Genomic DNA, 21,021 nt, shown 5'->3' with positions numbered 1-21,021 from the left:
TGCCCGCACGGTCGGGCGGGGGCCCGCACACATGAGACGCCGCCGGGACGCGGATGACCGGATGCCGAGGTCAGCGCAGTTGCGCCGGGGCCTCCATGGCGATCTGCTCGAAGACCTTCTGGTCCGCGGCGAAGACCGAGTCGGCGATCGGCGAGTGGACCACGATCTCCGTGAAGCCGAGCTCCCGGTGCCGGCCCGCGAAGTCGACGAAGGCGTCCAGGGACTCCAGCGGACGCCCGCGGTCCGGGGTGAACCCGGTGAGCAGGACCTTGTCCAGTTCCTGCACGTCCCGCCCGATCTCGGCACAGGCGTCGGTGAGCTTCTCCAGCTGGCCGCGAATGGCCTGAACCGACTGCTCAGGAGTGCCGCTCTCGTAGAGCTTGGGGTCGCCCGTGGTCACCCAGGCCTGTCCGTACCGCGCAGCGAGCCGCAGCCCGCGGGGTCCGGTCGCGGCGACCGCGAAGGGCAGCCGGGGGCGCTGGACGCAGCCGGGGATGTTGCGCGCCTCGTGCGCCGAGTAGTGGTCGCCCTCGTAGGACACCGAGTCCTCGGTGAGCAACCGGTCCAGCAGCGGTACGAACTCGGCGAGGCGGTCGGCCCGCTCGCGCGGCGTCCACGGTTCCTGGCCGAGGGCGGTGGCGTCGAAGCCGGTGCCGCCCGCGCCGATCCCCAGGCTCACCCGGCCGGCGGAGACGTCGTCCAGGGAGATCAGCTCCTTGGCGAGAGTCACCGGGTGCCGGAAGTTCGGCGAGGTCACCAGCGTGCCCAGCCTCAGCCGGTCCGTGACGGCCGCGGCGGCGGTCAGCGTCGGGATCGCGCCGAACCACGGGCCGTCACGGAAGGTGCGCCAGGACAGGTGGTCGTAGGTGTACGCCGTGTGGAAGCCGAGCTGCTCGGCCCGTGTCCAGGTGGATCGGCCCCCTTCGTGCCAACGCAGGTAGGGGAGGATCACGGTGCTCAGACGCAGACTCATGTCGTCGAGCGTATGCGGACGAGCCCGTTTCACGTGAAACAGTCACCGTGTGCGTCCGCCCAGCCACGGACTGAGGCCGACCAGGATGAACTCCTTGTGCACGCGGTCGTGCGGCAGCGGGACCATCAGGAAGTGACCGGGCGGGAAGCGTCGGGCCTTCACCCACGCGTGGCCCTCGTAGAGGGAGCGGAGGAAGGCGGGTACGTCGTCGCGGTCGACATCGGGGCACTCGACGCCGTCGACGGTGATCAGGGCGTCGTCGTCGGGGTAGAGCCGCACGCTCACGCTCGGGCGGCCGCCGAGCTCGACGTAGGCCTCGTGCGGCAACGAGCCGTCGGGGTCGGTGGTGACGCCGACGCCGGCGGAGCTGCGGCGGGAGGTCTGATCGGCGCCGATGTCGTGGGTGACCTCGATCTCGAGCGCGTACCGGGCGGCGATCGACCGGAGGACGGCGACGGCGGCCTCAGTGCTGGGGAGGTGGTCCATATCTGTGATCATGCCGAAGGCAGGCCGGGTGCGGCAGCCGGAGGGGCTCTTCAGTGTGGCTCCGGAAAGCGCAGGTATCGCGGGGGTACGGCCTTCGTCAGCCACACGCCGTTCGCACTGACGTGGAAGACATGGCCGTCGCGGTGCATGGCTCCCGCGTCGACGGCGAGGACCACGGGGCGGCCCCTGCGCGCTCCGACCCGGGTCGCGGTCTCCCGGTCGGCCGACAGATGCACGTCGTGCCGGTTCATCGGCCGCAGCCCCTCGGCCCGGATCGCTTCCACGGAGCGCGCCACCGTCCCGTGGTAGAGGTAAGACGGCGGGGTCGCGGGGGGCAGTCCGAGGTCGACCTCGACGCTGTGGCCCTGGCTGGCGCGGATCCGGGTGCCGTCGACAGCGAAGCGCTTCTTGTCGTTGGCGGCGACGACATGATCCAGTTCGTCCCGGGTGAAGCGGAATCCGTGCGCGGCGCAGGCCGCGATCAACTCGTCGATCTCCACCCAGCCGGCCTCGTCGAGCGTGAGGCCGATTCGCTCCGGCTGGTGCCGCAGGTGTTTCGAGAGGTACTTCGACACCTTCACGGTGCGTCTCTCGTCCCCGTCCTTTTCGTTCATCCGCTCAGCATGACGCGAGAGACGCAGATCACGCACACTCTTTTGGGGCCGAGGTTTGGTCCACAGCCAACTGTAGTTATCCACAGGCTAGTTGGCTTTTCTGTGGACAACTGACCTCCCTCTCAGCCCTTTTCGCCAAGTGCTCCGAGTGAACCACTACTTGGGACCAGTCCGTCCAAGGCGCGGGCACGCACCTCTCGTTCGGCGGCGAGCGCGACGAAGGCCGCGGCGTTCGCCGGGCCAACCAGCGCCTCGACGGCCCGCATCGTCTCCACCGGAAGAGCGACCGTCCGTGTCACCGGCAGCGGTGGCGGGCGTTTCCCCGCCCCGAGGTGCCGGCGCAGGTGGCGACCGGCGAACAGGCGCATGGCCCGCGCCAGTTCGGCGTCCACGGTCTGCCGGGCGAGCGGGCGCAGACGTCGGACGAGCGAGGCCGCCTCGGCCGCGTCGTCCTCGGTCGGGCGGTGCGGTCCGTCGAGACAGCGCGCGAAGACGTGCTCGGTGGTGAACTCCAGGAAACGGGCCGCGATCTGCTCGACCTGGCTCCTCAACTCCCGCAGATGCGCGGTGATCGCGCCGAGGGGAACCCCGGCGGCATGCAACTCGACGGCCACCGACAGCTCTTGGGGACTGGGTACGAGGAAGACCTCCTCGTCACCGGCGACGGGTTCCAGCACGCCGAGCGCCACGGCGTCGGCGATCGCCCTGTCGTCGGAGGCCCCGCCGAAGCGGGCGGTCAGGTCCGCGCGGGAGACGCGGGAGGGCTCCTCGTCCGTCCACGGACCGTCGACCTCGGCCACCAGCCCCAGGACACCGGCCAGGTCACGACCGGTGTCGTGGGCGTCCAGAAGTTCCTTGATGGAGGCGAGCGTGTAGCCGCGGCCGAGGAGGTCGGCGATCTGGTGGAGACGAGTGCGATGGGTGTCGGAGTAGTGGTTGGCCCGCCCCGAACGCTCGGGGCGGGGGAGCAGGCCGCGGTCCTGGTAGGCGCGGACGGTGCGGACGGTGGTGCCGGTGAGGTGCGCCAACGTCTCTATGCGGTACGGGGGTCCGGCGTCCGGGTCGGCGCTCACGGCGTCCTCCACCGCGCGCTCGTCGGTGTGGCGGACACCCCGCCCGCCGACGGGCGCGGCGGCGCCGTGCGGCGGCTCACAGCGGCGGTCCCACCCGCGCCAGCGCCCGCAACGCCCTGGGCAGGAAACGCGACAGCGCGTACGAGGCCCGTGCCTCCGGGGTGACCGGAACCATCGCCTTGTTGAGCACGACCGCCCGCAGGATGGCGTCCGCGACCTTCTCCGGCGGGTAGTTCCGCAGGCCGTACACGCGCGTGGAGCGTTTCTGGCGCCGTCGCTCCTCCTGCGCGTCCACGCCCACGAAGGTCGCCGTGTCGGTGATGTTGGTGTTCACGAGGCCGGGGCAGATCGCGGTGACGCCGATGTCCTGACCGGCCAGTTCCGCGCGCAGACACTCGCTCAGCATCAGCACCGCCGCCTTGGAGGTGCTGTAGGCGGGCAGCGCCTTGGACGGCTGATAGGCGGCCGCCGAGGCGGTGTTGACGATGTGGCCGCCCTGCCCGCGCTCGGCCATCTGCCGGCCGAAGAGGCGGCAACCATGGATGACGCCCCACAGGTTGACGTCCAGGACCCTGCGCCAGTCCTCGGGCGTCGTGTCGAAGAACGAGCCCGACAGCCCGATACCCGCGTTGTTCACCAGCACGTCCACCACGCCGTGTTCCGCGTGGACCTTCGCCGCGAGTTCCTCCATCGCCTGCTCGTCGGAGACGTCCACCGCCTCCGACCAGGCCTCGGGCGCACCGGCCAGGAGCGACAACTCGGCGGTGCGGGCCGCGCCCTCGGCGTCCCGGTCGACGGCGATCACCCGGGCGCCCGCCTCGGCGAACGCGAACGCGGTGGCCCGCCCGATGCCGCTGGCCGCACCGGTGACCAGCACCAGCTGACCGCCGAAGCGCTCGGCGTACCGGCCGGTCGCCGGCGTGCGTGCCGGTGCTTGCGCGCCGTCCCCTCGGGCTTCTCCCGCCGTCTCGTCCTCCCGCTCCTTCTCGACCGACGTGACGAAGTCGTCGATCCAGGAGGCGAGCCGGTCGGGCCGGGTGCGCGGGACCCAGTGTCCGGCGGGCAGGGTGCGCCGGGTCAACCGCGGTACCCAGTCCTCCAGTCCGTCGTACAGCCGCTCCGACAGGAACCGGTCCCCCGAGGGCGTGATGAGCTGCACGGGCGCGTGGGCGTACGCGTCGGCGCGCGGACGGCGCAGACGGGGCCGTACGTTGTCCCGGTACAGCCAGGCTCCGTGCGCCGCGTCCGACGCCAGCGACGGCGTCGGGTAGTCACCGGCGGGAACCTTCTCGATCCGCCGCAGGATGCCCGGCCAGCGCTTGCCGAGCGGGCCGCGCCAGGCCAGTTCGGGCAGCGCGGGGGTGTGCAGCAGGTACACGTACCAGGACTTGGCGCCCTGACCGAGGAGTTGACCGACCCGGCGCGGAGTCGGCCTGGTCAGCCGCTTGTCGATCCAGTGGCCGAAGTGATCGAGGGACGGCCCGGACATCGAGGTGAAGGAAGCGATGCGGCCCCTGGTGCGCTCGACGGTCACGAACTCCCACGACTGCACCGAGCCCCAGTCGTGCCCCACGAGATGCACCGGCCGGTCCGGGCTGACGGCGTCCACGACAGCCAGGAAGTCGTCCGTGAGCTTCTCCAGGGTGAACCCGCCCCGCAGCGGCTCGGGGGCGCTGGAACGGCCGTGCCCCCGGACGTCGTACAGCACCACATGGAAGCCGTGCCGGTCCACCAGCCGGGACGCGACCTCGGACCACACCTCCTTGCTGTCCGGATAGCCGTGCACCAGGACGACCGTCGGCCGTCCGGGCTCCCCCAGCTCGGCCACGCACAGCTCGATCCCGCCGGTTCGCACCCGCCGCTCACGCGCACCCTCTGGCAACGTCACTTCCCCTCCGCCTTCCGCGCCGTGTCCGTTGTCGCCTCCGTACCCGCCCAGCGCCTGACATGCGGGAGGTCGTCGTCCAGCCAGAACGCGCTCTCCGCGGGGTCCGCGGAGTCGCTGACGACGAGGATCTCCTCGAACTTCGCGCCCGGAATCCGAGGTGCGGTTCGACCGCCCACAGGCCCGGCCGCGGCGGATGGCCGGAGAAGCGGTACGGCGACCACAGCGGCGACCACCCCTCCCGATGGCCGCGCAGCGCGTCGGACAAGCCGCTGCATCCGCCGGAATCCCCGCAGCTCGGCGGAGAGTCCGTGCGGCCCGGTCGTCCGTGCCGTCGTCATGCCACCCCGTCCCACCCAGTCCCCGTCGACTGCGCCACCTGGCCGTAACTTGACATCGCCGAATGTGACAGTTGTTAGAGGCCGCGTCAATAGGAGGGTGCGGGACCTGTGGAAAACCCGCTCCGGCCGCCCCCGTAGCTCTCAGGCATGGCATCCCCTACGGACCCGTACATCTGAGGTCTGAGGTGAAGACGGCTCTGAGGTCTGACGATTTTCGTGGCGTGCGTCACTAATTTTGATGACGTGACTGTGATCGTGACCGAAAGCCTGAGCAAGCGGTTCCCCCGGGTGACCGCTCTTGACCGGCTCTCTGTGGACGTCGGGCCCGGTGTGACCGGCCTCGTCGGAGCCAACGGGGCCGGCAAGTCCACTCTGATCAAGATCCTGCTGGGTCTGTCGCCCGCCACGGAGGGCCGAGCCGAAGTGCTCGGCCTCGACGTCGCGAGCAAGGGCGCCGACATCCGCGAGCGGGTCGGCTACATGCCGGAACACGACTGCCTGCCGCCCGACGTCTCGGCCACCGAGTTCGTCGTGCACATGGCCCGCATGTCCGGCCTGCCGCCCACCGCCGCGCGGGAGCGCACCGCGGACACCCTGCGCCATGTCGGCCTGTACGAGGAGCGCTACCGTCCCATCGGCGGCTACTCCACCGGCATGAAGCAGCGCGTGAAGCTCGCCCAGGCCCTCGTCCACGACCCGCAGCTGGTCCTCCTGGACGAGCCGACCAACGGCCTCGACCCGGTCGGTCGTGACGAGATGCTGGGGCTCATCCGCCGTATCCACACCGACTTCGGCATCTCGGTCCTGGTCACCTCCCACCTGCTGGGCGAACTGGAGCGCACCTGCGACCACGTCGTGGTCGTCGACGGCGGCAAGCTCCTGCGCTCCAGCTCCACCACCGACTTCACCCAGACGACCACCACCCTCGCGATCGAGGTCACCGACACCGACGACCACCCGGACGGCACCCGCGCGGTCCGCGAGGCGCTCCGCGCGCGGGGGGTGGACGTCCTGGACGGCAGCAGCGGCCTGCCGGGCGCCGGCCATGTCCTGCTGCTGACCGCGCAGGGAGAGGACACCTACGACGTCGTCCGGGACGTGGTCGCCGACCTCGGCCTCGGCCTGGTCCGCATGGAACAGCGCAGGCACCACATCTCCGAAGTCTTCACGGACAGCGACACCAGCAACGACCAGCAGCGGAAGGAGGCCGTCGGCCATGGCAGTTGAGCACCCGGTCACCGCCCCCTCGGGTGATCAGACCCGCATCCACAACATCGGCTACCGCAGCTACGACGGTCCCCGTCTCGGCCGTGCCTACGCCCGCCGCTCCCTCTACTCGCAGTCCCTGCGCGGCGCCTACGGCCTCGGCCGTTCGGTGAAGTCGAAGGTGCTGCCGATGCTGCTGTTCGTGGTGATGTGCGTGCCCGCGGCCATCATGGTCGCCGTCGCGGTCGCCACGAAGGCCGACGAACTCCCGGTGGACTACACGCGGTACGCGATCGTCATGCAGGCCGTCATCAGCCTGTACGTCGCCTCGCAGGCGCCCCAGTCCGTATCGCGCGACCTCCGCTTCAAGACCGTGCCGCTGTACTTCTCGCGGCCCATCGAGACCGCGGACTACGTACGCGCGAAGTTCGCGGCGCTGGCCTCGGCCCTCTTCGTTCTCACCGCCGCCCCGCTGCTGGTGCTGTACATCGGCGCGCTGCTCGCCAAGCTCGACTTCGCCGACCAGACCGAGGGATTCGCTCAAGGACTCGTCTCCGTGGCCCTGCTCTCCTTGCTCTTCGCCGGCCTCGGCCTGGTCATCGCCTCGGCGACCCCGCGGCGCGGCTTCGGCATCGCCGCCGTCATCGCCGTCCTGACCATCTCCTACGGCGCCGTCTCCACGCTCCAGGCCATCGCCGACGCGCAGAACAGCACCGGTTCCATTCCCTGGATCGGCCTCTTCTCGCCGGTCACCCTCATCGACGGCGTGCAGTCCGCGTTCCTGGGCGCCACCTCCGCCTTCCCGGGCGGGATCGGCCCGTCCCACGGTGAGGGCGTCGTCTACGTCCTCGTCGTCCTGGGCCTCATCGCCGCGAGCTACGGCCTGCTGATGCGCCGCTACCGAAGGGTCGGACTGTGACCACGCTCACCATCGACCACGTCTCCCGCTGGTTCGGCAACGTGGTCGCCGTCAACGACATCACCATGACCATCGGCCCCGGCGTCACCGGGCTGCTCGGCCCCAACGGCGCCGGAAAGTCCACCCTCATCAACATGATGGGCGGCTTCCTGGCCCCTTCCACCGGCACGGTCACCCTCGACGGGCAGCCGGTCTGGCGCAACGAGGCCATCTACCAGCACATCGGCATCGTCCCCGAACGGGAAGCGATGTACGACTTCCTCACCGGACGCGAATTCGTCGTCGCCAACGCCGAGTTGCACGGCCTCGGTGCCAAGGCGGCACAGAAGGCACTGGCCACCGTCGAGATGGAGTACGCACAGGACCGCAAGATCGCCACGTACTCCAAGGGCATGCGACAGCGTGTGAAGATGGCGTCCGCCCTGGTGCACGATCCCTCGCTGCTGCTGCTCGACGAGCCCTTCAACGGCATGGACCCGCGCCAGCGCATGCAGCTCATGGACCTGCTGCGGCGCATGGGCGACGAGGGCCGCACCGTGCTGTTCTCCTCGCACATCCTCGAAGAGGTCGAGCAACTCGCCTGGCACATCGAGGTCGTCGTCGCGGGCCGGCACGCGGCCAGCGGCGACTTCCGCAAGATCCGCCGTCTGATGACCGATCGCCCGCACCGCTATCTGGTGCGTTCCAGTGACGACCGCGCGCTCGCGGCCGCGCTGATCGCCGATCCTTCGACGTCCGGCATCGAGGTCGACCTCGCCGAGGGCGCGCTGCGCATCCAGGCCGTCGACTTCGGCCGCTTCACCGCACTGTTGCCGAGGGTCGCCAGGGACCACGGCATCCGGCTGCTGACGGTCTCGCCGTCCGACGAGTCCCTCGAGTCCGTGTTCTCGTACCTGGTCGCGGCGTAGGAGGCCCTGATGTACGACCCCACAGTCGCCCGGCTCACATACCGGGCTCTGCTCGGCCGACGCCGGGCCCTCATCCTGGGCGCCCTGCCCCTCCTGCTGATCGCGATCTCCGTGGTGGTGCGCGGTCTCGCCGGCGCCGACGACCAGACGGCGTCCGACCTGCTCGGCGGACTCGCGCTCGCCACCATGGTGCCGATCATCGGCGTCATCGCGGGCACGGGCGCGATCGGCCCGGAGATCGACGACGGCTCCGTGGTGTACCTGCTGTCCAAGCCGCTGAAGCGGCCGACGATCATCTTCACCAAGCTGATCGTGGCGATCGCGGTGACGATGGTGTTCTCGGCGCTGCCCACGCTCATCGCCGGCTTCATCCTCAACGGCAACGGCCAGCAGATCGCCGTCGCCTACACAGTGGCCGCGCTGGTCTCCTCCATCGCCTATGCGGCGGTCTTCCTGCTGCTGGGCACGGTGTCCCGGCACGCGGTGGTCTTCGGTCTCGTCTACGCCCTCGTCTGGGAGGCCCTGTTCGGCTCCCTGGTACCGGGCGCGCGCACGCTCAGCGTCCAGCAGTGGTCGCTGGCCGTCGCCCACAAGGTGGCGGGCGGTGACCTCGTCACCTCGGACGTCGGACTGACCACGGCGACGGTACTGCTGGTCGTGGTGACCGTGCTGGCTACCTGGTACGCGGGACAGAAGCTCCGGTCGCTGACACTCGCCGGCGAGGAGTGACCCGCCCTGTCGGGGCGGGAGCGGTGGGCCGTCTTGACGGCGGCTTCACCCGCGCCCCGGCACACTGGGCCGAACGGACATGGCTAGGAGGACGGGGATGGCGGACGACGAGCCGGGGAGCGGCGGTCGCGAGCGGCCCGAGGACGAGGTCTGGAACGACCTCGTGCTGGACGAGGACTTCATACGCACCGCCGAGACGTCCGAACCGTCCGCCCGGGCCCGGATGCTGGCCGCACGCTGGCGGGCGGAGGAGCCGGAGCCGCAGCCCTGGCGCTCCGACGAGCCGCCCGCGGGCTGGTTCTTCAGCAAGGCACGTCGGCGCAGGTGGCGCCGCCGGTAGTCGCCGCTCGGTCCCTGTCCTCGCACGGGCGTTTTATTCGGTGGCGCCCAACTCGTCCTGCGGGCACAGTGGTTGTACCCGCAGGGCCGGAAGGGTTCCGGCGGTAGAGACCGGGAGGAGCTCGACGATGTCCATGCACGGCAGTCCGTCGAGTTCCCTTCAGGGCAGCCAGGGGCGGGTTCCGGAGTAGTTAGCCCTCCGTCGAACCCGACCCGCACTGGGGAGCTGCCCGGGGCGGCCGCTTCGAGCACGCGATTGTCGCTCTCGCGTGGGCCGCCCACCCGGAGGATTGGCCGAGAGGCAAGGCACCGGCTTGCTAAGCCGTGGTCGGGGGTGACCCCGCGCACGTTCGATCCGTGCATCCTCCGCGAGGCGTTGGCACTGGGACGTGGCGATGGTCGTGCCGATGGCTCGGCCCGACGCCGTCGGGTGGCCGGGTTGCCCCGTTGCGGGGGGCCGGGTTGCCGGGTGATGCTGGTGGGTTTCCGGTGCGGGCCCGTCGTGGCGGCCCGCGCAGATCCCCCGCGCCCCTGATCGTCTACGGCGATCGGCGCGAGCTCACCGGCCCGGTGGTTTCCGTGACCCGGTTCGGGATCGCTTGCGGCGATCGGCGGGAGTTCGCGGGGCCGTTGGTTTGCGTGAGCCGGGTCGTGATCGCTTGCGGCGGTCGGGTGCCCGCGCTGCCTACGTGGGCAGCATGCCTTCCAGGGTTACGGCGATGCCGTCGTCGTCGTTCGAGGCGGTCACCTCGTCGGCTACGGCCTTCAGTTCCTCGTGGGCGTTGGCCATGGCTACGCTGTGGGACGCCCAGGCGAACATCGGGATGTCGTTGGGCATGTCGCCGAAGGCGATCGTGTCGGCGGCCTTCAGGCCCAGCCGGCGGGCCGCCAGGGAGAGCCCCGTGGCCTTGGAGAGGCCCAGGGGGAGCAGTTCCACGATGCCCGCGCCGGCCATGGCGACCGTGACGAAGCCCCCCGCGGCCTTCCGGGCCGCCGCGGCCAGTGCGTCGTCCGACAGCTCGGGATGCTGTATGTAGATCTTGCTCAGCGGGGCCGACCAGAGGTCGGACGCATCCTTGAACGGTGTCGATGGCAGGGTGCCGGTGACCGCGTAACCAGGGCCGACCAGCACGTCTCCGTCCAGACCGTCACGGCTGGCCGCGAGGTACAGCGGGCCGACCTCCGCCTCGATCTTGGCCAGCGCGACACCGGCCAGCTGCCGGTCCAGGGTCACCGAGGTCAGCAGGCGGTGCGCGCCGGCGTCGTAGACCTGGGCGCCCTGGCCGCAGACCGCGAGGCCGTCGTAGCCGAGATCGTCGAGGATGTGCCGGGTCCACGGGACCGCCCGGCCGGTCACCACGATGTGCGCGGCGCCCGCCGCGGTGGCCGCGGCGAGGGCGTCGCGGGTGCGCCGCGAGATCGAGTCGTCGGAGCGCAGCAGCGTCCCGTCGAGGTCGGTCGCGACCAGGCGGTAGGGGAACGCGGCGGTCACTTGGTTACCGGCTCCAGGATCTCCCGGCCGCCGAGGTACGGGCGCAGCACCTCGGGCACGTACACGGAACCGTCGGCCTGCTGGTGGTTCTCCAGGATGGCGACGATCGTGCGCGGGACGGCGCAGAGCGTGCCGTTGAGCGTGGCCAGCGGGCGGACCTTCTTGCCCTCGCGGACGCGGATCGACAGCCGGCGGGACTGGAACTCGGTGCAGTCCGAGGTCGAGGTCAGCTCGCGGTACTTGCCCTGGGTCGGGATCCACGCCTCGCAGTCGAACTTGCGGGCCGCCGAGGAGCCGAGGTCACCGGAGGCGACGTCGATGACCCGGAACGGAAGTTCCAGCGCGGACAGCCACTGCTTCTCCCACGCCAGCAGACGCTGGTGCTCGGCCTGCGAGTCCTCGGGCGTCACGTACGAGAACATCTCGACCTTGTCGAACTGGTGGACGCGGAAGATGCCCTTGGTGTCCTTGCCGTGCGAGCCGGCCTCGCGGCGGAAGCAGGGCGAGAAGCCCGCGTAGCGCAGCGGCAGCCGGTCCGCGTCGATGATCTCGTCCATGTGGTACGCGGCGAGCGGGACCTCGGAGGTACCGACCAGGTAGAGGTCGTCCTTGTCGAGGTGGTAGACGTCCTGGGCCGCCTGCCCGAGGAAGCCGGTGCCCGCCATGGACTGGGGTCGCACCAGCGCCGGAGTGAGCATCGGCGTGAAGCCGGCGGCCGTGGCCTGGGCGATCGCCGCGTTGACCAGGGCCAGCTCCAGCAGGGCGCCGACGCCGGTGAGGAAGTAGAAGCGGGAGCCGGAGACCTTCGCGCCGCGCTCGACGTCGATCGCGCCGAGGATCTGACCGAGCTCCAGGTGGTCCTTGGGCTCGAAGCCCTCGGCGCCGAAGTCGCGGATCGTGCCGTGCGTCTCCAGGGTGACGAAGTCTTCTTCGCCGCCCACGGGCACGTCGGGGTGCACGAGGTTGCCGAGCCGCTGGAGGAGCTCCTGGGTCTCGGCGTCGGCGGCGTCGCGCTCGGCGTCGGCCACCTTGACGTCGGCGGCGAGCTGGCTCGCCTTCTTCAGGAGCTCGGCCTTCTCGTCCGCGGAGGCCTTGGGGATGAGCTTGCCGAGCGACCGCTGTTCGGCGCGCAGCTCGTCGAAGCGGACGCCGGACGACCTGCGCCGCTCGTCGGCGGACAGGAGGGAGTCGACGAGCGCGACGTCCTCTCCACGGGCACGCTGGGAAGCGCGCGCACGGTCGGGGTCCTCACGGAGCAGGCGAAGGTCAATCACGCGGCCAAGGCTACCCGTGCGGGGTTGCGGCTCACGACACCATTCCGCACCGTGCGCGGCCGGGTCCGAATCATGGCTTACGGTGCGTTATGTGCGAATTGCCCAGCGTGTCAATATAAAGTGTCTCACTCCCTGGGACGGGGCATGCGGCGGGCGTCCCGTTGACCTGATTCCCTTGCGGCGGCGGGGACTTGGGGGTCGATGTTGTCCACAGGCGGCTCCGGTCCCGGAATAGTTATCCACAGGGTGTGCGAAAGATCTGTGGATATTGGAATTGATCATTCCGATACCGCTGTGTCGGGTGGGTAATTCCTTGCCCAAACCTGGCTCGGACCCACTTTCGGGTGGAAATGGGTCGCCCAAAGGATTGATCGAAGGAAACAGGTGGACGAAGGGTGGCCCGGGGGGCGGGTGCCGCAGTGGGGCGCCGCAGGGCGATTTGTCGACTGAAGGGCACTTCGTTGTCGACTTGTCCCCAGGTCGAGAAGCGGCCCTGTGGATAACTTCTGTGGATAACGAAGATGTGCAGATAGGACCGGCCGAAACGGCTCCCGCAACCAGCCGGAATGGGTCCGGACCCGGCCGGAGCGGCTCCCGGACCCCATCGGAGCGGCTGCTAGAACCGGCCGTCCTGGCAGCGCGCCACCCAGTCCGACGCCGCGACGAACTCCAGGTCCGAGGTTCCTGGCAGTGGAGCCGCCACGTCCGCCGCGCTGACTTCCGCACGCGGGTACGAACCCAGGAAGCGCACCTCACGGCAGATTCGCTTGAGCCCCATGAGGGCTTCGGCCATCCGGCGGTCGGAGATGTGTCCCTCGGCGTCGATGCAGAAGCAGTAGTTGCCGATACCGGCGCCGGTCGGGCGGGACTGGAGCAGCATGAGGTTGACGCCCCGGGTGGCGAACTCGCCCAGCAGGTCGCGCAGGCCGCCGGGGTGGTCGTCGCGCTGCCACAGGACGACGGACGTCTTGTCCGCGCCGGTCGGTGCCGCGGGCCGAGCGGGCCTGCCCACCAGCACGAACCGGGTCTGGGCGTTCTCGGCGTCGTGGATCTCGGTCTCCAGGGCGGTCAGCCCGTACCGGGCGGCCGCGAACTCGCCCGCGAAGGCGGCGTCGTAGCGGCCCTCCTGGACCAGCCGGGCCGCGTCCGCGTTCGAGGCGGCCGACTCCCATGCCGCCTCGGGCAGGTTCGCCTTCAGCCAGTTGCGCACCTGCGGCTGCGCGGCCGGATGCGCGGAGACCGTCTTGATGTCCGTGAGCTCGGTGCCGGGCCGGACCAGCAGCGCGAAGGTGATCGACAGCAGCACTTCGCGGTAGATCATCAGCGGTGTGCCCGCGACCAGCTCGTCCAGGGTCGTGGTGATCCCGCCCTCGACGGAGTTCTCGATGGGCACGAACGCGGCCTCGGCCTCGCCGGTACGCACCGCGTCCAGCGCGGACTGCACCGACACGTACGGGATCAGCTGCCGGGTGGCCGCCTCCGGAAGCGTGCGCAGGGCGACCTCCGTGAAGGTGCCCTCGGGGCCGAGATACGCATAGCTCGCTGGCATGACCTCACCCTAATGGCCCTTGCCGAAGCAGGGGTACGTGTCTCATGACAGCCCCACGCAGGAATGAATCCGCCCCGGGAGGCGTAACTTCCCGTTCCCGGACTCACGCCTCCAGCAGGCGCTGGCCCACGTACTCGCCCTCCGCCGCCCCGCCCGGGACCGCGAACAGGCCGCTCGCCTCGTGGCGGATGTACTTCGACAGGGCGTCGCCGCGGTCCAGCTTGCGCTGCACGGTGACGAAGCCGCGCAACGGGTCCGCCTGCCAGCAGACGAACAGCAGGCCCGCGTCGGGGGCGCCGTCCGGGTCGATGCCGTCGTGGTAGGAGAAGGGCCGGCGCAGCATGGCCGCTCCGCCGTTCTGGTCGGGGCGGGTGATACGGGCATGTGCGTTGATGGGGACGACCAGATCCCCGTTCGCGTCGGTCTTCTCCAGGTCCATCGCGGTCGTCTCGGTGCCACCGGACAGGGCGGCTCCGTCGGCCTTGCGGCGCCCGATGACCTGCTCCTGTGCCGTGACCGGCAGCTTCTCCCAGTCGTCGAGGAGCATGCGGATCCGGCGTACGACGGCGTAGGAGCCGTCGGCCATCCAGGCCGGGTCCTTCGTGCTCTGCGCCGGGACGAAGATGCGCTGGTCGAAGTCCGGATCGGCCGGCTTGGGATTGCGGGTGCCGTCCAGCTGGCCCATCAGATTGCGTGCCGTCATGGGATGGGCGGTGGCGCCCGGCGTCCGGTTGAAGCCGTTCATCTGCCAGCGGACCTTGGCCGCCTCCCCCGCGTCCTTCTGGATGGCGCGCAGGGCGTGGAAGGCCACCAGGGCGTCGTTCGCGCCGATCTGCACCCACAGGTCGCCGTTGCTGCGCGCCTTGTCGAGGTGGTCGGAGGAGAACTCGGGGAGCGGGTCCAGGGCGACCGGACGCTGCTTCTCCAGGCCGGTGCGGGCGAAGAAGCTGTTGCCGAAACCGAAGGTGACCGTCAGCGAGGAGGGCCCCGCGTCCTGTGCCACGCCGGTGTCGCCGGTGGCGGTGGCCTCGCCCGCCATCAGCCGCCGGGCCGTCTCCGACCAGCGGCGCAGCAGCGCGGCGGCCTCCTTGCGGCCCGCGCCGGCCGCGAGGTCGAAGGCGACGAGATGGCCGCGGGCCTGGAGGCCCTGGGTGATGCCCGGCTGATGTTTCACGTGGAACATCGCTTCGCCGGAGCCGATCGAGGACAGCGGTGTCGCCTGTGAGGGAGCGGCCGTGTAGCCGACGGCGCCGCCGACCGCACCGAGCGCGAGCCCGGTGGCTCCGGCGGTGCCGAGCAGCCTGCGCCGGGTCAGCCCCTCGGAGGCCCGCTCGGGGGAGGGGGGCTCCGAGGAGGCGCCTTCTGCTGCGTCCACGGGTGTACGGGTCTCGGGCAGGGACTGCGGAATGGACTGGTCGGGCATGGGGCGGTTCAGCCGATCTGCGCGTTCTTGGAGACGGTCACCTGGTCGATGTCGGAGGTCCGTACGGTCACGGAGATCTCCCACTCGCCGGCCACGGGGAGCTGGACCCCGGAGGCCGACCAGTGGCCGGTGGTGATGTGGTCGGGGACGACGGGCAGCGGCCCGATGTCCTTGGCCTCGAGGGTGAAGGCGACCTTGACCTCGGGCACGTCGAAGGCGCGGCCGTTGGGCCGGGTCACATAGACGTGCATCTCGTTGGCGCCGGTGAGCGCGGGGTCGAGGTCGACGCTGACCACTCCCTTGCCGTCCGTACCACCGGTGTCGAACGACATGTCCAGGGTCAGGGCACCCGAAGCGGTGTCCCCCTCGGAGGACGAGGAGGCGGAGGACGAGGTCCGGTTGGCCGCGGCGGCGTCCTGCTCCGTACGGCCGGGTTCGGTCGACGTCAGGAGGGTGGTGACGGCGAGCACCACCACGGCGATGCCTGCCTCGGCGAGCACCGAGCGGCGCAGGCCGAAGCGGTGGGTGTCGGAGTCCCGCAGCCGCTTCTGCCGGGTGGCGTCGACGGCGGCCTGCTGCCGGGCGAGCTGCGCGGCCCGCTCGGCGTTCCCGGAGCCGGGCTCGGGATCGCCGGATGAGGGCTCGGCGCCGCCGGACGTCTGCTTCGCGGTGTCGCCGGTCCCGGCCGACGCCGTGACGCGCTCCTTCTCGGGTGCGGAATCCCGTACCGCTTCCTTGGTCGTCGTGTCCGCCAGCCGTGCCGTCCACCGCCGCGAGATCGACGCGACGCCGACGAGCAGCGCCACGAGCCCGATCTTGACGAGGAGCAGCTGGCCGTAGCGGGTGTCGGTGAAGGCGGACCAGGAGCCGAGCTGGCGCCAGGACTGGTAGGTGCCGGTGGCGACCACGACGAGGACGCTGCCGAAGGCCAGCCGGGAGAAGCGGCGCGCGGCGGGGGCCTCGACGGGCCGGTCGGCGGGCGCCCGGTAGAGGGCGATGAGCAGCGCGGTGAGTCCGCCGAGCCAGGTGGCGACCGCCAGCAGGTGCAGCACGTCGACCGGCATCGCGATGCCCGGCTGCAGTCCGGTCGAGGCGTGTTCGGCCATGGCCCAGCTGGCCGCGAGCCCGGCGGCGACGACGGTTCCGCCGATGGCGAGTCCGAAGGCGAGGTCCCGCTTCTCCTCGCCCTCGCGCTTGTCGTACGCGCCGAAGAGCACGGCGATGAACAGCGCCGCCGCGGCGAGCAGGAGCAGTCGCGACACCAGAGCCGCGCCCGTCTTGGTCTGGAGGACCTCGCCGAGGAGGTCGAGGTCGAAGACATCGCCGAGCCTGCCGGAGCCGGTGTAGGAGCCGCGCAGGAGAAGCAGGAACAGGGTGGCCGCGGTCATCGCGACCCAGCCCGAGACGACGGACCGTTGCAGGGCCCGTACTCCGGTGCCGCGCTGCCAGCAGGCGAGCACGAAGGCGGCCCCGCCGGTCATCAGGATGAACCCGGCGTACGACACGTACCGGCCGAAGTCGTAGAGCCGGCCGACCACGCCGCCTCCCGCCTCCTGGTCGGACACCGAGACGCTGGTCTCGGAGGGGGAGCCGATGGAGAAGGTGTAGGCGCCGGCGACGGGGTGGCTGTCGGCGGACACCACCTGGTAGGTCACCGTGTAGGTGCCGTCGGGCAGCCCGGAGTGCAGTGGCACGGCGTAGGTGGTGCCGCTCACCTCGGACGGTTTTCCGGTGTCGACCCGGGCGCCCTTGGGGTCCAGGACGCGCAGCGAGTCGTCGTTCATCGAAACGGTCTCGGAGAAGGTCAGCGACACCTGTGTGGGCGCCTTGTCGACCACCACCCCCTGCGCGGGGTCGCTGCCGGTCAGCGCGGCGTGCGCGGATGCGGGCCCGGCGCCGGCCAGGAGCGCGCCGGTGACCGCCAGGAACAGCAGCACGAGCGTCCGGACGCGCGGGGCGATGGTCTGCGTCAAGGTGGTCCCCTCCCTCAGTGGCCGGTCTTGGGGTTGTACGTGGCGGACTTCACCGGCATCTCGACCGCGACGGGGTCGGACACGGCGAAGTGCAGCTCGACGGTCACCGTCCCGCCCTGCACCGGCCTGCTCTTCAGCTTCTCGAACATCAGATGGTTTCCGCCGCTCTTGAACACGAGTTGACCGTGCGCGGGCACGTCCAGGGACGTGACCTCCTGCATCGACGACCCGACGGTCTCGTGGAGGGTGACGCTGTCCGCCGCGGCGCTCGTGACGGAGGTCAGCTCATCCTTCGTACCGCCCTTGTTGACGACGGTCAGGAAACCGGCGGCCATGGTGTCGGAGGCGGGCTGCGGGATGTAGGCGGCCTGCACGGACAGTTCGGCCCGCCCGTCGGAGTCGGACCCGCACCCCGAGAGCAGCAGCGCCCCGGTGATCACGGCGGTGGGTACGGCGAGCAGCCGTGCGGGCCCGGCGGGCCGGACAGGCCTCACGGGTTCGCGCCCTTGACGATCTTGGGGAGGTCCTTGGTGTAGTCGTCGACGGTGGCGTCCTCGCCGTAGAGGAGGTAGCCCCCGTCCGTCTTCGGGGAGAAGGCGACGACCTGGGTGCCGTGGGTGGAGACGATCTTGCCGTTCTTGTCCTTGTGCGGTGCTTCGACGGAGATGCCGAGGGTGCGGGCGGCGGCCTGGATGGTCGCGAACTTCCCGGTCAGACCGACGGCCTGCGGGTCGATGCCCTTGAGCCAGGTGCCGAGGGCGGCCGGGGTGTCGCGGTCGGGGTCGGTCGTGACGAACACGACGCGCAGCGCGTCCTGCTCGGCCTTGGGCAGCTGCTTCTTGGCGACGGCGATGTTGTTCATCGTCAGCGGGCAGACGTCCGGGCAGTTGGTGTAGCCGAAGTAGATCAGCGTCGGGTGGCCCGCGGTCTCCTTGCGGAGGTCGTAGCTCTTGCCCCGGGTGTCGGTGAGGACCAGGTCGGGCTTGGTGAAGGGCTGGTCGAGCACGGTCGCGGCCTGCTGCTTGCCGTCCTCGGAGACGGCGGCGACGGGGCTGCTCCCGCTGTCGCCGCTGCCACAGGCGGAGAGGGTGAGAGTGGCGGCGGCGAACAGCGCGGCCACGGCGAACGTCTTCTTGCGCATAGGAAAATGTCCCAGATGTGTGAACTCCGGCGCGCACCGGGGTGTACGGGGCGAGATGTACGACAGGGCGTACGACCCGGGTGCGCACCGTCGAGGAGCAGGCGTCGGGCGACGGCGGCCGCCCGACGCGGGAGGTGGGGCTCAGGCCTCGTTCGTGGTCCGGCGACGGCCGGCGAGGACGCCGTACGCCACCCCGGCGGCGCCGACGACGATGCCGACCACGCCGAGGACCCGGGCGGTGGTGTCACTGCTGTCGGAGTCGGAGGCCGCGTCGGTCGTCGAGGAAGCAGCCTTGGCGTCGTCGGAGGCGTCGTCGGCGGTCGTGCCGTGGGAGTGCTCGTCCTCGGAGGCGGCGGCCAGGGCGAGCACGGGGGCCGGGTTCTCCGGCTCCTCTGCGCCGTCCTCCTGGACCTCGATCCAGCGCACGATCTCCTTGTTGGAGTACGTCTGGACCGCCTTGAAGACGAGTTCGTCGGCGTCCTCGGGGAGCGCGCCGATGGAGACCGGGAACTTCTGGAAGTAGCCGGCCTCGATGCCCTTGGCGGTGGCGGTCCAGGTGATCCTGGAGACGGCCTCGGAGATCTGCTTGCCGTGCAGCTCGATGGGCTTGGCGAGCTTCGCCTTGGTGACCTCGATCTTCCAGCCGTTGATCGGCTCGGGCATCGCGGAGGCCAGCGGGTGGTCGGTCGGGAAGGTGACCTCGAGCTTGGTGGTCGAGGCGTTGTCCCGCTCGTTGGGAACCTTGAAGTCGACGACCGCGTAGCCGCCCTTGGCGGCGGTGCCCTCGGCGGCGACGCTGACGTGCGCGAAGGCGGGCGCGGACAGGACGAGAACGGCGGAACCGGCGACGGCAGCGGCGGCGGCGACGCGGGAGGCGGTACGAGAGACCTTCATGACAGCGAGCACTCCACTCTGAGTGAATCTGCGGGTGGGAGAGGCGTGGGCACGGAAATGCGCACGCGCGCGTGCCGCACGACGGCGGCCGTTCCCCCCGGATGCGGTGGAGTGCTGGTCGTGTCGTGTCAGGCAGCGAGGACGAGAAGGGATACGGCCGGCGGGCCGCGCCTGATCACCGAGTGCTGGAGTGCGGTGGTACGGGGGACCGGCGTCGCCGCGAGCAGGGCGGTGCGCGGGACGCGCGGTGCCGCTCCGGGTGCGGCGGGCAGTCCGGCGAGCAGGGCGCGCACCAGTGCCAGCGCCCCGCGCAGGGAGCGTACGAGGGCCCCCTCGGCGACACCGTGGGCCGACAGGGCGAGCAGCCGCAGCACGGCCTTGTCGCCCCGTCGCAGCAGCCATCCGGCCGCGACGGCCGCGAGGACGTGACCGAGCAGCATGGGCAGGGACGGCAGCAGGGACATCGAGGTGCCGGCGGTGGTCAGGGCGTCCGCGGGATGATGCGCGGTCCCCATCCCGCTCATCCCGCTCATGTCCGTACCGGCCCCGGTGCTCGGGTAGAGCCGCGCGTCGACGAGGATCCGCTGGGCCTGGGCGGGACTGATCGCGGCCGCCGTGGCGCCGCACACCAGCCGGGCCGCCCGTTCGACGAGCGTGGCGTCGGACACGGCCGAGGCCGTGGTGGAGGCGGAAGCCGAGACGGAGGCGGCGTGCTGGCCGAGTCCGAACAGCGTGTGCAGCACGGTCTGCCCGACCGCGAGCAGTACGGCTATGCCCGGCAACGACCGCTCGCGTCCGGCGAGCGGCAGCACGACCGCGACGGCGCCCAGGAAACCCGCTCCCAGTGTCCACAGCGGAACCGTGGCGCACGAGGCCAAAGTGTGCCCGGCCGCGGCCAGCACGACGCAGACCGCGGCGAACACCGCGGTCCGCAGCAGCCGTAGATCGCGACCTGAGCGCGCGCTGTGGGGGGCAGACATGGCGGGCTCATCATCGCACTGGCCTCACCGCGTCCATACGGCAGGTCCACAAGATTCCGTACGATGCGGAAGATCAGCTTCTGTTGTGACTGGTGCGACTGATGACCGTGAGTCCTACATACACCGATTTCAGGGCCGCAGGCATCCCCCATATGGGCGGCATCACGTGGAATTCACGCTTACACAGGGCCTTGAGGGGCAATACGTATCGGTATGTCGAGCCGCGGCCTGGAGGCTGGAGCATGAGCATCTGGTGGTCACTCCATCTGCGGCGCGATGCCGCGAGCGTGCCGCTCGCCCGCCGCCTGCTGCTCGGCACCATGGAGACGGCGGGCGTCGATCCCGACGTCAGTTACGACCTCTCCGTCGCCCTGAGCGAGGCCTGTGCCAACGCCGTCGAGCACGGCGGAGGCGCAGCGCGGGGCGGCTGTTCGGAGGCGTACCGCGTCACCGCCTATCTGGACGGCGAGAAGTGCCGCATCGAAGTCGCGGACTCGGGGCCGGGTTTCGCCGGCGGGCGCACCACCCGCGTCGACCGCTCCGTCCACCACGACACCTACGCCGAGCAGGGCCGCGGTCTCTATCTCATCCAGGAACTCGCCGATCACGTCCACATCGGCAACAAGCCGGGGCGCAGCGGCGCGGTGGTGAGCTTCGACAAGATCCTCAAGTGGCGCAAGGACGCTCCCCTCATGGCGGTCTGACCGTTCGTCGGACGGGACGGGCGTCGATCCCGGCCGGTCAGGGCCGGCAGTGGCCTTTCGTGGAGCCGGAGTTCAGCTTTCTCAGCACTCACAGGTCGCTCTCAGCGTTCCCCCATGT

At 70.6% G+C, this 21,021-nt stretch carries 20 protein-coding genes, 1 tRNA gene and 1 pseudogene; 7 read left to right on the top strand and 15 right to left on the bottom strand.

Annotated elements, in window-relative coordinates:
- Nucleotides 1–70: 70 nt before the first annotated feature.
- The 6 genes and pseudogenes from QF030_RS21355 to QF030_RS21330 form a co-directional block, all read right to left on the bottom strand.
- Nucleotides 71–973 (bottom strand): LLM class flavin-dependent oxidoreductase, encoded by a 903-nt coding sequence (locus QF030_RS21355; RefSeq protein WP_307164260.1) that lies wholly within the window; start codon nt 971–973, stop codon nt 71–73.
- Nucleotides 974–1,015: 42 nt separating this feature from the next.
- Complete coding sequence (locus tag QF030_RS21350; RefSeq protein WP_307164259.1) at nt 1,016–1,459, bottom strand: hypothetical protein; 444 nt, start codon at nt 1,457–1,459, stop codon at nt 1,016–1,018.
- Between the two features lie 50 nt (nt 1,460–1,509).
- A complete protein-coding gene (locus QF030_RS21345) occupies nt 1,510–2,073 on the bottom strand; it encodes an RNA 2'-phosphotransferase (protein ID WP_307164258.1) in 564 nt (187 codons plus the stop codon).
- A gap of 122 nt (nt 2,074–2,195) precedes the next feature.
- Nucleotides 2,196–3,146, bottom strand: a complete 951-nt coding sequence (locus tag QF030_RS21340) for a MerR family transcriptional regulator (RefSeq protein WP_307164257.1) — start codon at nt 3,144–3,146, stop codon at nt 2,196–2,198.
- Nucleotides 3,147–3,222: 76 nt separating this feature from the next.
- Nucleotides 3,223–5,034, bottom strand: a complete 1,812-nt coding sequence (locus QF030_RS21335; protein ID WP_307164256.1) for an SDR family oxidoreductase — start codon at nt 5,032–5,034, stop codon at nt 3,223–3,225.
- Nucleotides 5,031–5,296: pseudogene (locus QF030_RS21330) on the bottom strand (M24 family metallopeptidase); the annotation flags it as partial. The pseudogene QF030_RS21330 and the gene QF030_RS21335, both read right to left, overlap by 4 nt.
- A gap of 325 nt (nt 5,297–5,621) precedes the next feature.
- Between QF030_RS21330 and QF030_RS21325 the strand changes: the two are divergent.
- The 6 genes from QF030_RS21325 (at nt 5,622) to QF030_RS21300 (ending at nt 9,842) form a co-directional block, all read left to right on the top strand.
- Nucleotides 5,622–6,599 (top strand): ABC transporter ATP-binding protein, encoded by a 978-nt coding sequence (locus QF030_RS21325; RefSeq protein ID WP_307167641.1) that lies wholly within the window; start codon nt 5,622–5,624, stop codon nt 6,597–6,599.
- Entirely contained in the window at nt 6,589–7,497 is a 909-nt protein-coding gene (locus QF030_RS21320; RefSeq protein WP_307164255.1) for an ABC transporter permease, read from the top strand. The genes QF030_RS21325 and QF030_RS21320 overlap by 11 nt, the downstream gene beginning before the upstream one ends.
- Nucleotides 7,494–8,405, top strand: a complete 912-nt coding sequence (locus QF030_RS21315; protein ID WP_307164254.1) for an ABC transporter ATP-binding protein — start codon at nt 7,494–7,496, stop codon at nt 8,403–8,405. Before QF030_RS21320 ends, QF030_RS21315 begins: the two co-directional genes overlap by 4 nt.
- A 9-nt stretch (nt 8,406–8,414) precedes the next feature.
- Nucleotides 8,415–9,134, top strand: coding sequence for an ABC transporter permease (locus QF030_RS21310; protein ID WP_307164253.1), 720 nt, complete (start codon nt 8,415–8,417; stop codon nt 9,132–9,134).
- Between the two features lie 97 nt (nt 9,135–9,231).
- On the top strand, nt 9,232–9,474 hold the full coding sequence (locus QF030_RS21305; RefSeq protein ID WP_307164252.1) for an SGM_3592 family protein: 243 nt from the start codon (nt 9,232–9,234) through the stop codon (nt 9,472–9,474).
- 283 nt (nt 9,475–9,757) lie between these two features.
- A tRNA-Ser gene (locus QF030_RS21300) sits at nt 9,758–9,842 on the top strand.
- 316 nt (nt 9,843–10,158) lie between these two features.
- Here the strand turns inward: QF030_RS21300 and QF030_RS21295 are convergent.
- From QF030_RS21295 to QF030_RS21255, 9 genes are all read right to left on the bottom strand, one after another.
- Nucleotides 10,159–10,965 carry an HAD family hydrolase gene (locus QF030_RS21295; protein WP_307164251.1) on the bottom strand — a complete coding sequence of 269 codons (807 nt, stop codon included), beginning with the start codon at nt 10,963–10,965 and terminating at the stop codon, nt 10,159–10,161.
- Entirely contained in the window at nt 10,962–12,239 is a 1,278-nt protein-coding gene (gene serS, locus QF030_RS21290; protein ID WP_307164250.1) for a serine--tRNA ligase, read from the bottom strand. Before serS ends, QF030_RS21295 begins: the two co-directional genes overlap by 4 nt.
- Nucleotides 12,240–12,855: 616 nt before the next feature.
- Nucleotides 12,856–13,788: a prephenate dehydratase gene (gene pheA, locus QF030_RS21285; protein WP_307164249.1), complete on the bottom strand. Its 933-nt coding sequence runs from the start codon at nt 13,786–13,788 to the stop codon at nt 12,856–12,858.
- 103 nt (nt 13,789–13,891) lie between these two features.
- Complete coding sequence (gene efeB, locus QF030_RS21280; protein WP_307164248.1) at nt 13,892–15,211, bottom strand: iron uptake transporter deferrochelatase/peroxidase subunit; 1,320 nt, start codon at nt 15,209–15,211, stop codon at nt 13,892–13,894.
- Between the two features lie 8 nt (nt 15,212–15,219).
- The gene (locus tag QF030_RS21275; RefSeq protein WP_307164247.1) at nt 15,220–17,184 is read right to left on the bottom strand and encodes a copper resistance CopC/CopD family protein; all 1,965 of its coding nucleotides are present in this window, start codon (nt 17,182–17,184) and stop codon (nt 15,220–15,222) included.
- A 14-nt stretch (nt 17,185–17,198) separates the two neighbouring features.
- Complete coding sequence (locus QF030_RS21270) at nt 17,199–17,678, bottom strand: copper chaperone PCu(A)C (protein WP_307164246.1); 480 nt, start codon at nt 17,676–17,678, stop codon at nt 17,199–17,201.
- Entirely contained in the window at nt 17,675–18,325 is a 651-nt protein-coding gene (locus QF030_RS21265; RefSeq protein ID WP_307164245.1) for an SCO family protein, read from the bottom strand. The genes QF030_RS21270 and QF030_RS21265 overlap by 4 nt, the downstream gene beginning before the upstream one ends.
- A 141-nt stretch (nt 18,326–18,466) precedes the next feature.
- Nucleotides 18,467–19,219: a YcnI family copper-binding membrane protein gene (locus QF030_RS21260; RefSeq protein WP_307164244.1), complete on the bottom strand. Its 753-nt coding sequence runs from the start codon at nt 19,217–19,219 to the stop codon at nt 18,467–18,469.
- 128 nt (nt 19,220–19,347) lie between these two features.
- Nucleotides 19,348–20,199, bottom strand: a complete 852-nt coding sequence (locus QF030_RS21255; RefSeq protein WP_307164243.1) for a hypothetical protein — start codon at nt 20,197–20,199, stop codon at nt 19,348–19,350.
- A gap of 242 nt (nt 20,200–20,441) precedes the next feature.
- Between QF030_RS21255 and QF030_RS21250 the strand changes: the two genes are divergently transcribed.
- Nucleotides 20,442–20,903: an ATP-binding protein gene (locus tag QF030_RS21250; RefSeq protein ID WP_307164242.1), complete on the top strand. Its 462-nt coding sequence runs from the start codon at nt 20,442–20,444 to the stop codon at nt 20,901–20,903.
- The last annotated feature ends 118 nt before the right edge of the window (nt 20,904–21,021 follow it).

It is taken from the genome of Streptomyces rishiriensis (assembly GCF_030815485.1).
Taxonomy (GTDB): domain Bacteria; phylum Actinomycetota; class Actinomycetes; order Streptomycetales; family Streptomycetaceae; genus Streptomyces; species Streptomyces rishiriensis_A.
Note: the sequence above shows the minus strand (reverse complement) of the source record. Positions and strands in the feature narration are given on the sequence as shown.

What these genes read in the sequence shown, in the direction of transcription:
- QF030_RS21355 (WP_307164260.1), bottom strand. Translation starts at nt 973, where the DNA reads ATGAGTCTGCGTCTGAGCACCGTGATCCTCCCCTACCTGCGTTGGCAC.
- QF030_RS21350 (WP_307164259.1), bottom strand. Translation starts at nt 1,459, where the DNA reads ATGGACCACCTCCCCAGCACTGAGGCCGCCGTCGCCGTCCTCCGGTCG.
- QF030_RS21345 (WP_307164258.1), bottom strand. Translation starts at nt 2,073, where the DNA reads ATGAACGAAAAGGACGGGGACGAGAGACGCACCGTGAAGGTGTCGAAG.
- QF030_RS21320 (WP_307164255.1), top strand. Translation starts at nt 6,589, where the DNA reads ATGGCAGTTGAGCACCCGGTCACCGCCCCCTCGGGTGATCAGACCCGC.
- QF030_RS21310 (WP_307164253.1), top strand. Translation starts at nt 8,415, where the DNA reads ATGTACGACCCCACAGTCGCCCGGCTCACATACCGGGCTCTGCTCGGC.
- QF030_RS21305 (WP_307164252.1), top strand. Translation starts at nt 9,232, where the DNA reads ATGGCGGACGACGAGCCGGGGAGCGGCGGTCGCGAGCGGCCCGAGGAC.
- pheA (WP_307164249.1), bottom strand. Translation starts at nt 13,788, where the DNA reads ATGCCAGCGAGCTATGCGTATCTCGGCCCCGAGGGCACCTTCACGGAG.
- efeB (WP_307164248.1), bottom strand. Translation starts at nt 15,211, where the DNA reads ATGCCCGACCAGTCCATTCCGCAGTCCCTGCCCGAGACCCGTACACCC.
- QF030_RS21265 (WP_307164245.1), bottom strand. Translation starts at nt 18,325, where the DNA reads ATGCGCAAGAAGACGTTCGCCGTGGCCGCGCTGTTCGCCGCCGCCACT.
- QF030_RS21260 (WP_307164244.1), bottom strand. Translation starts at nt 19,219, where the DNA reads ATGAAGGTCTCTCGTACCGCCTCCCGCGTCGCCGCCGCCGCTGCCGTC.
- QF030_RS21255 (WP_307164243.1), bottom strand. Translation starts at nt 20,199, where the DNA reads ATGTCTGCCCCCCACAGCGCGCGCTCAGGTCGCGATCTACGGCTGCTG.
- QF030_RS21250 (WP_307164242.1), top strand. Translation starts at nt 20,442, where the DNA reads ATGAGCATCTGGTGGTCACTCCATCTGCGGCGCGATGCCGCGAGCGTG.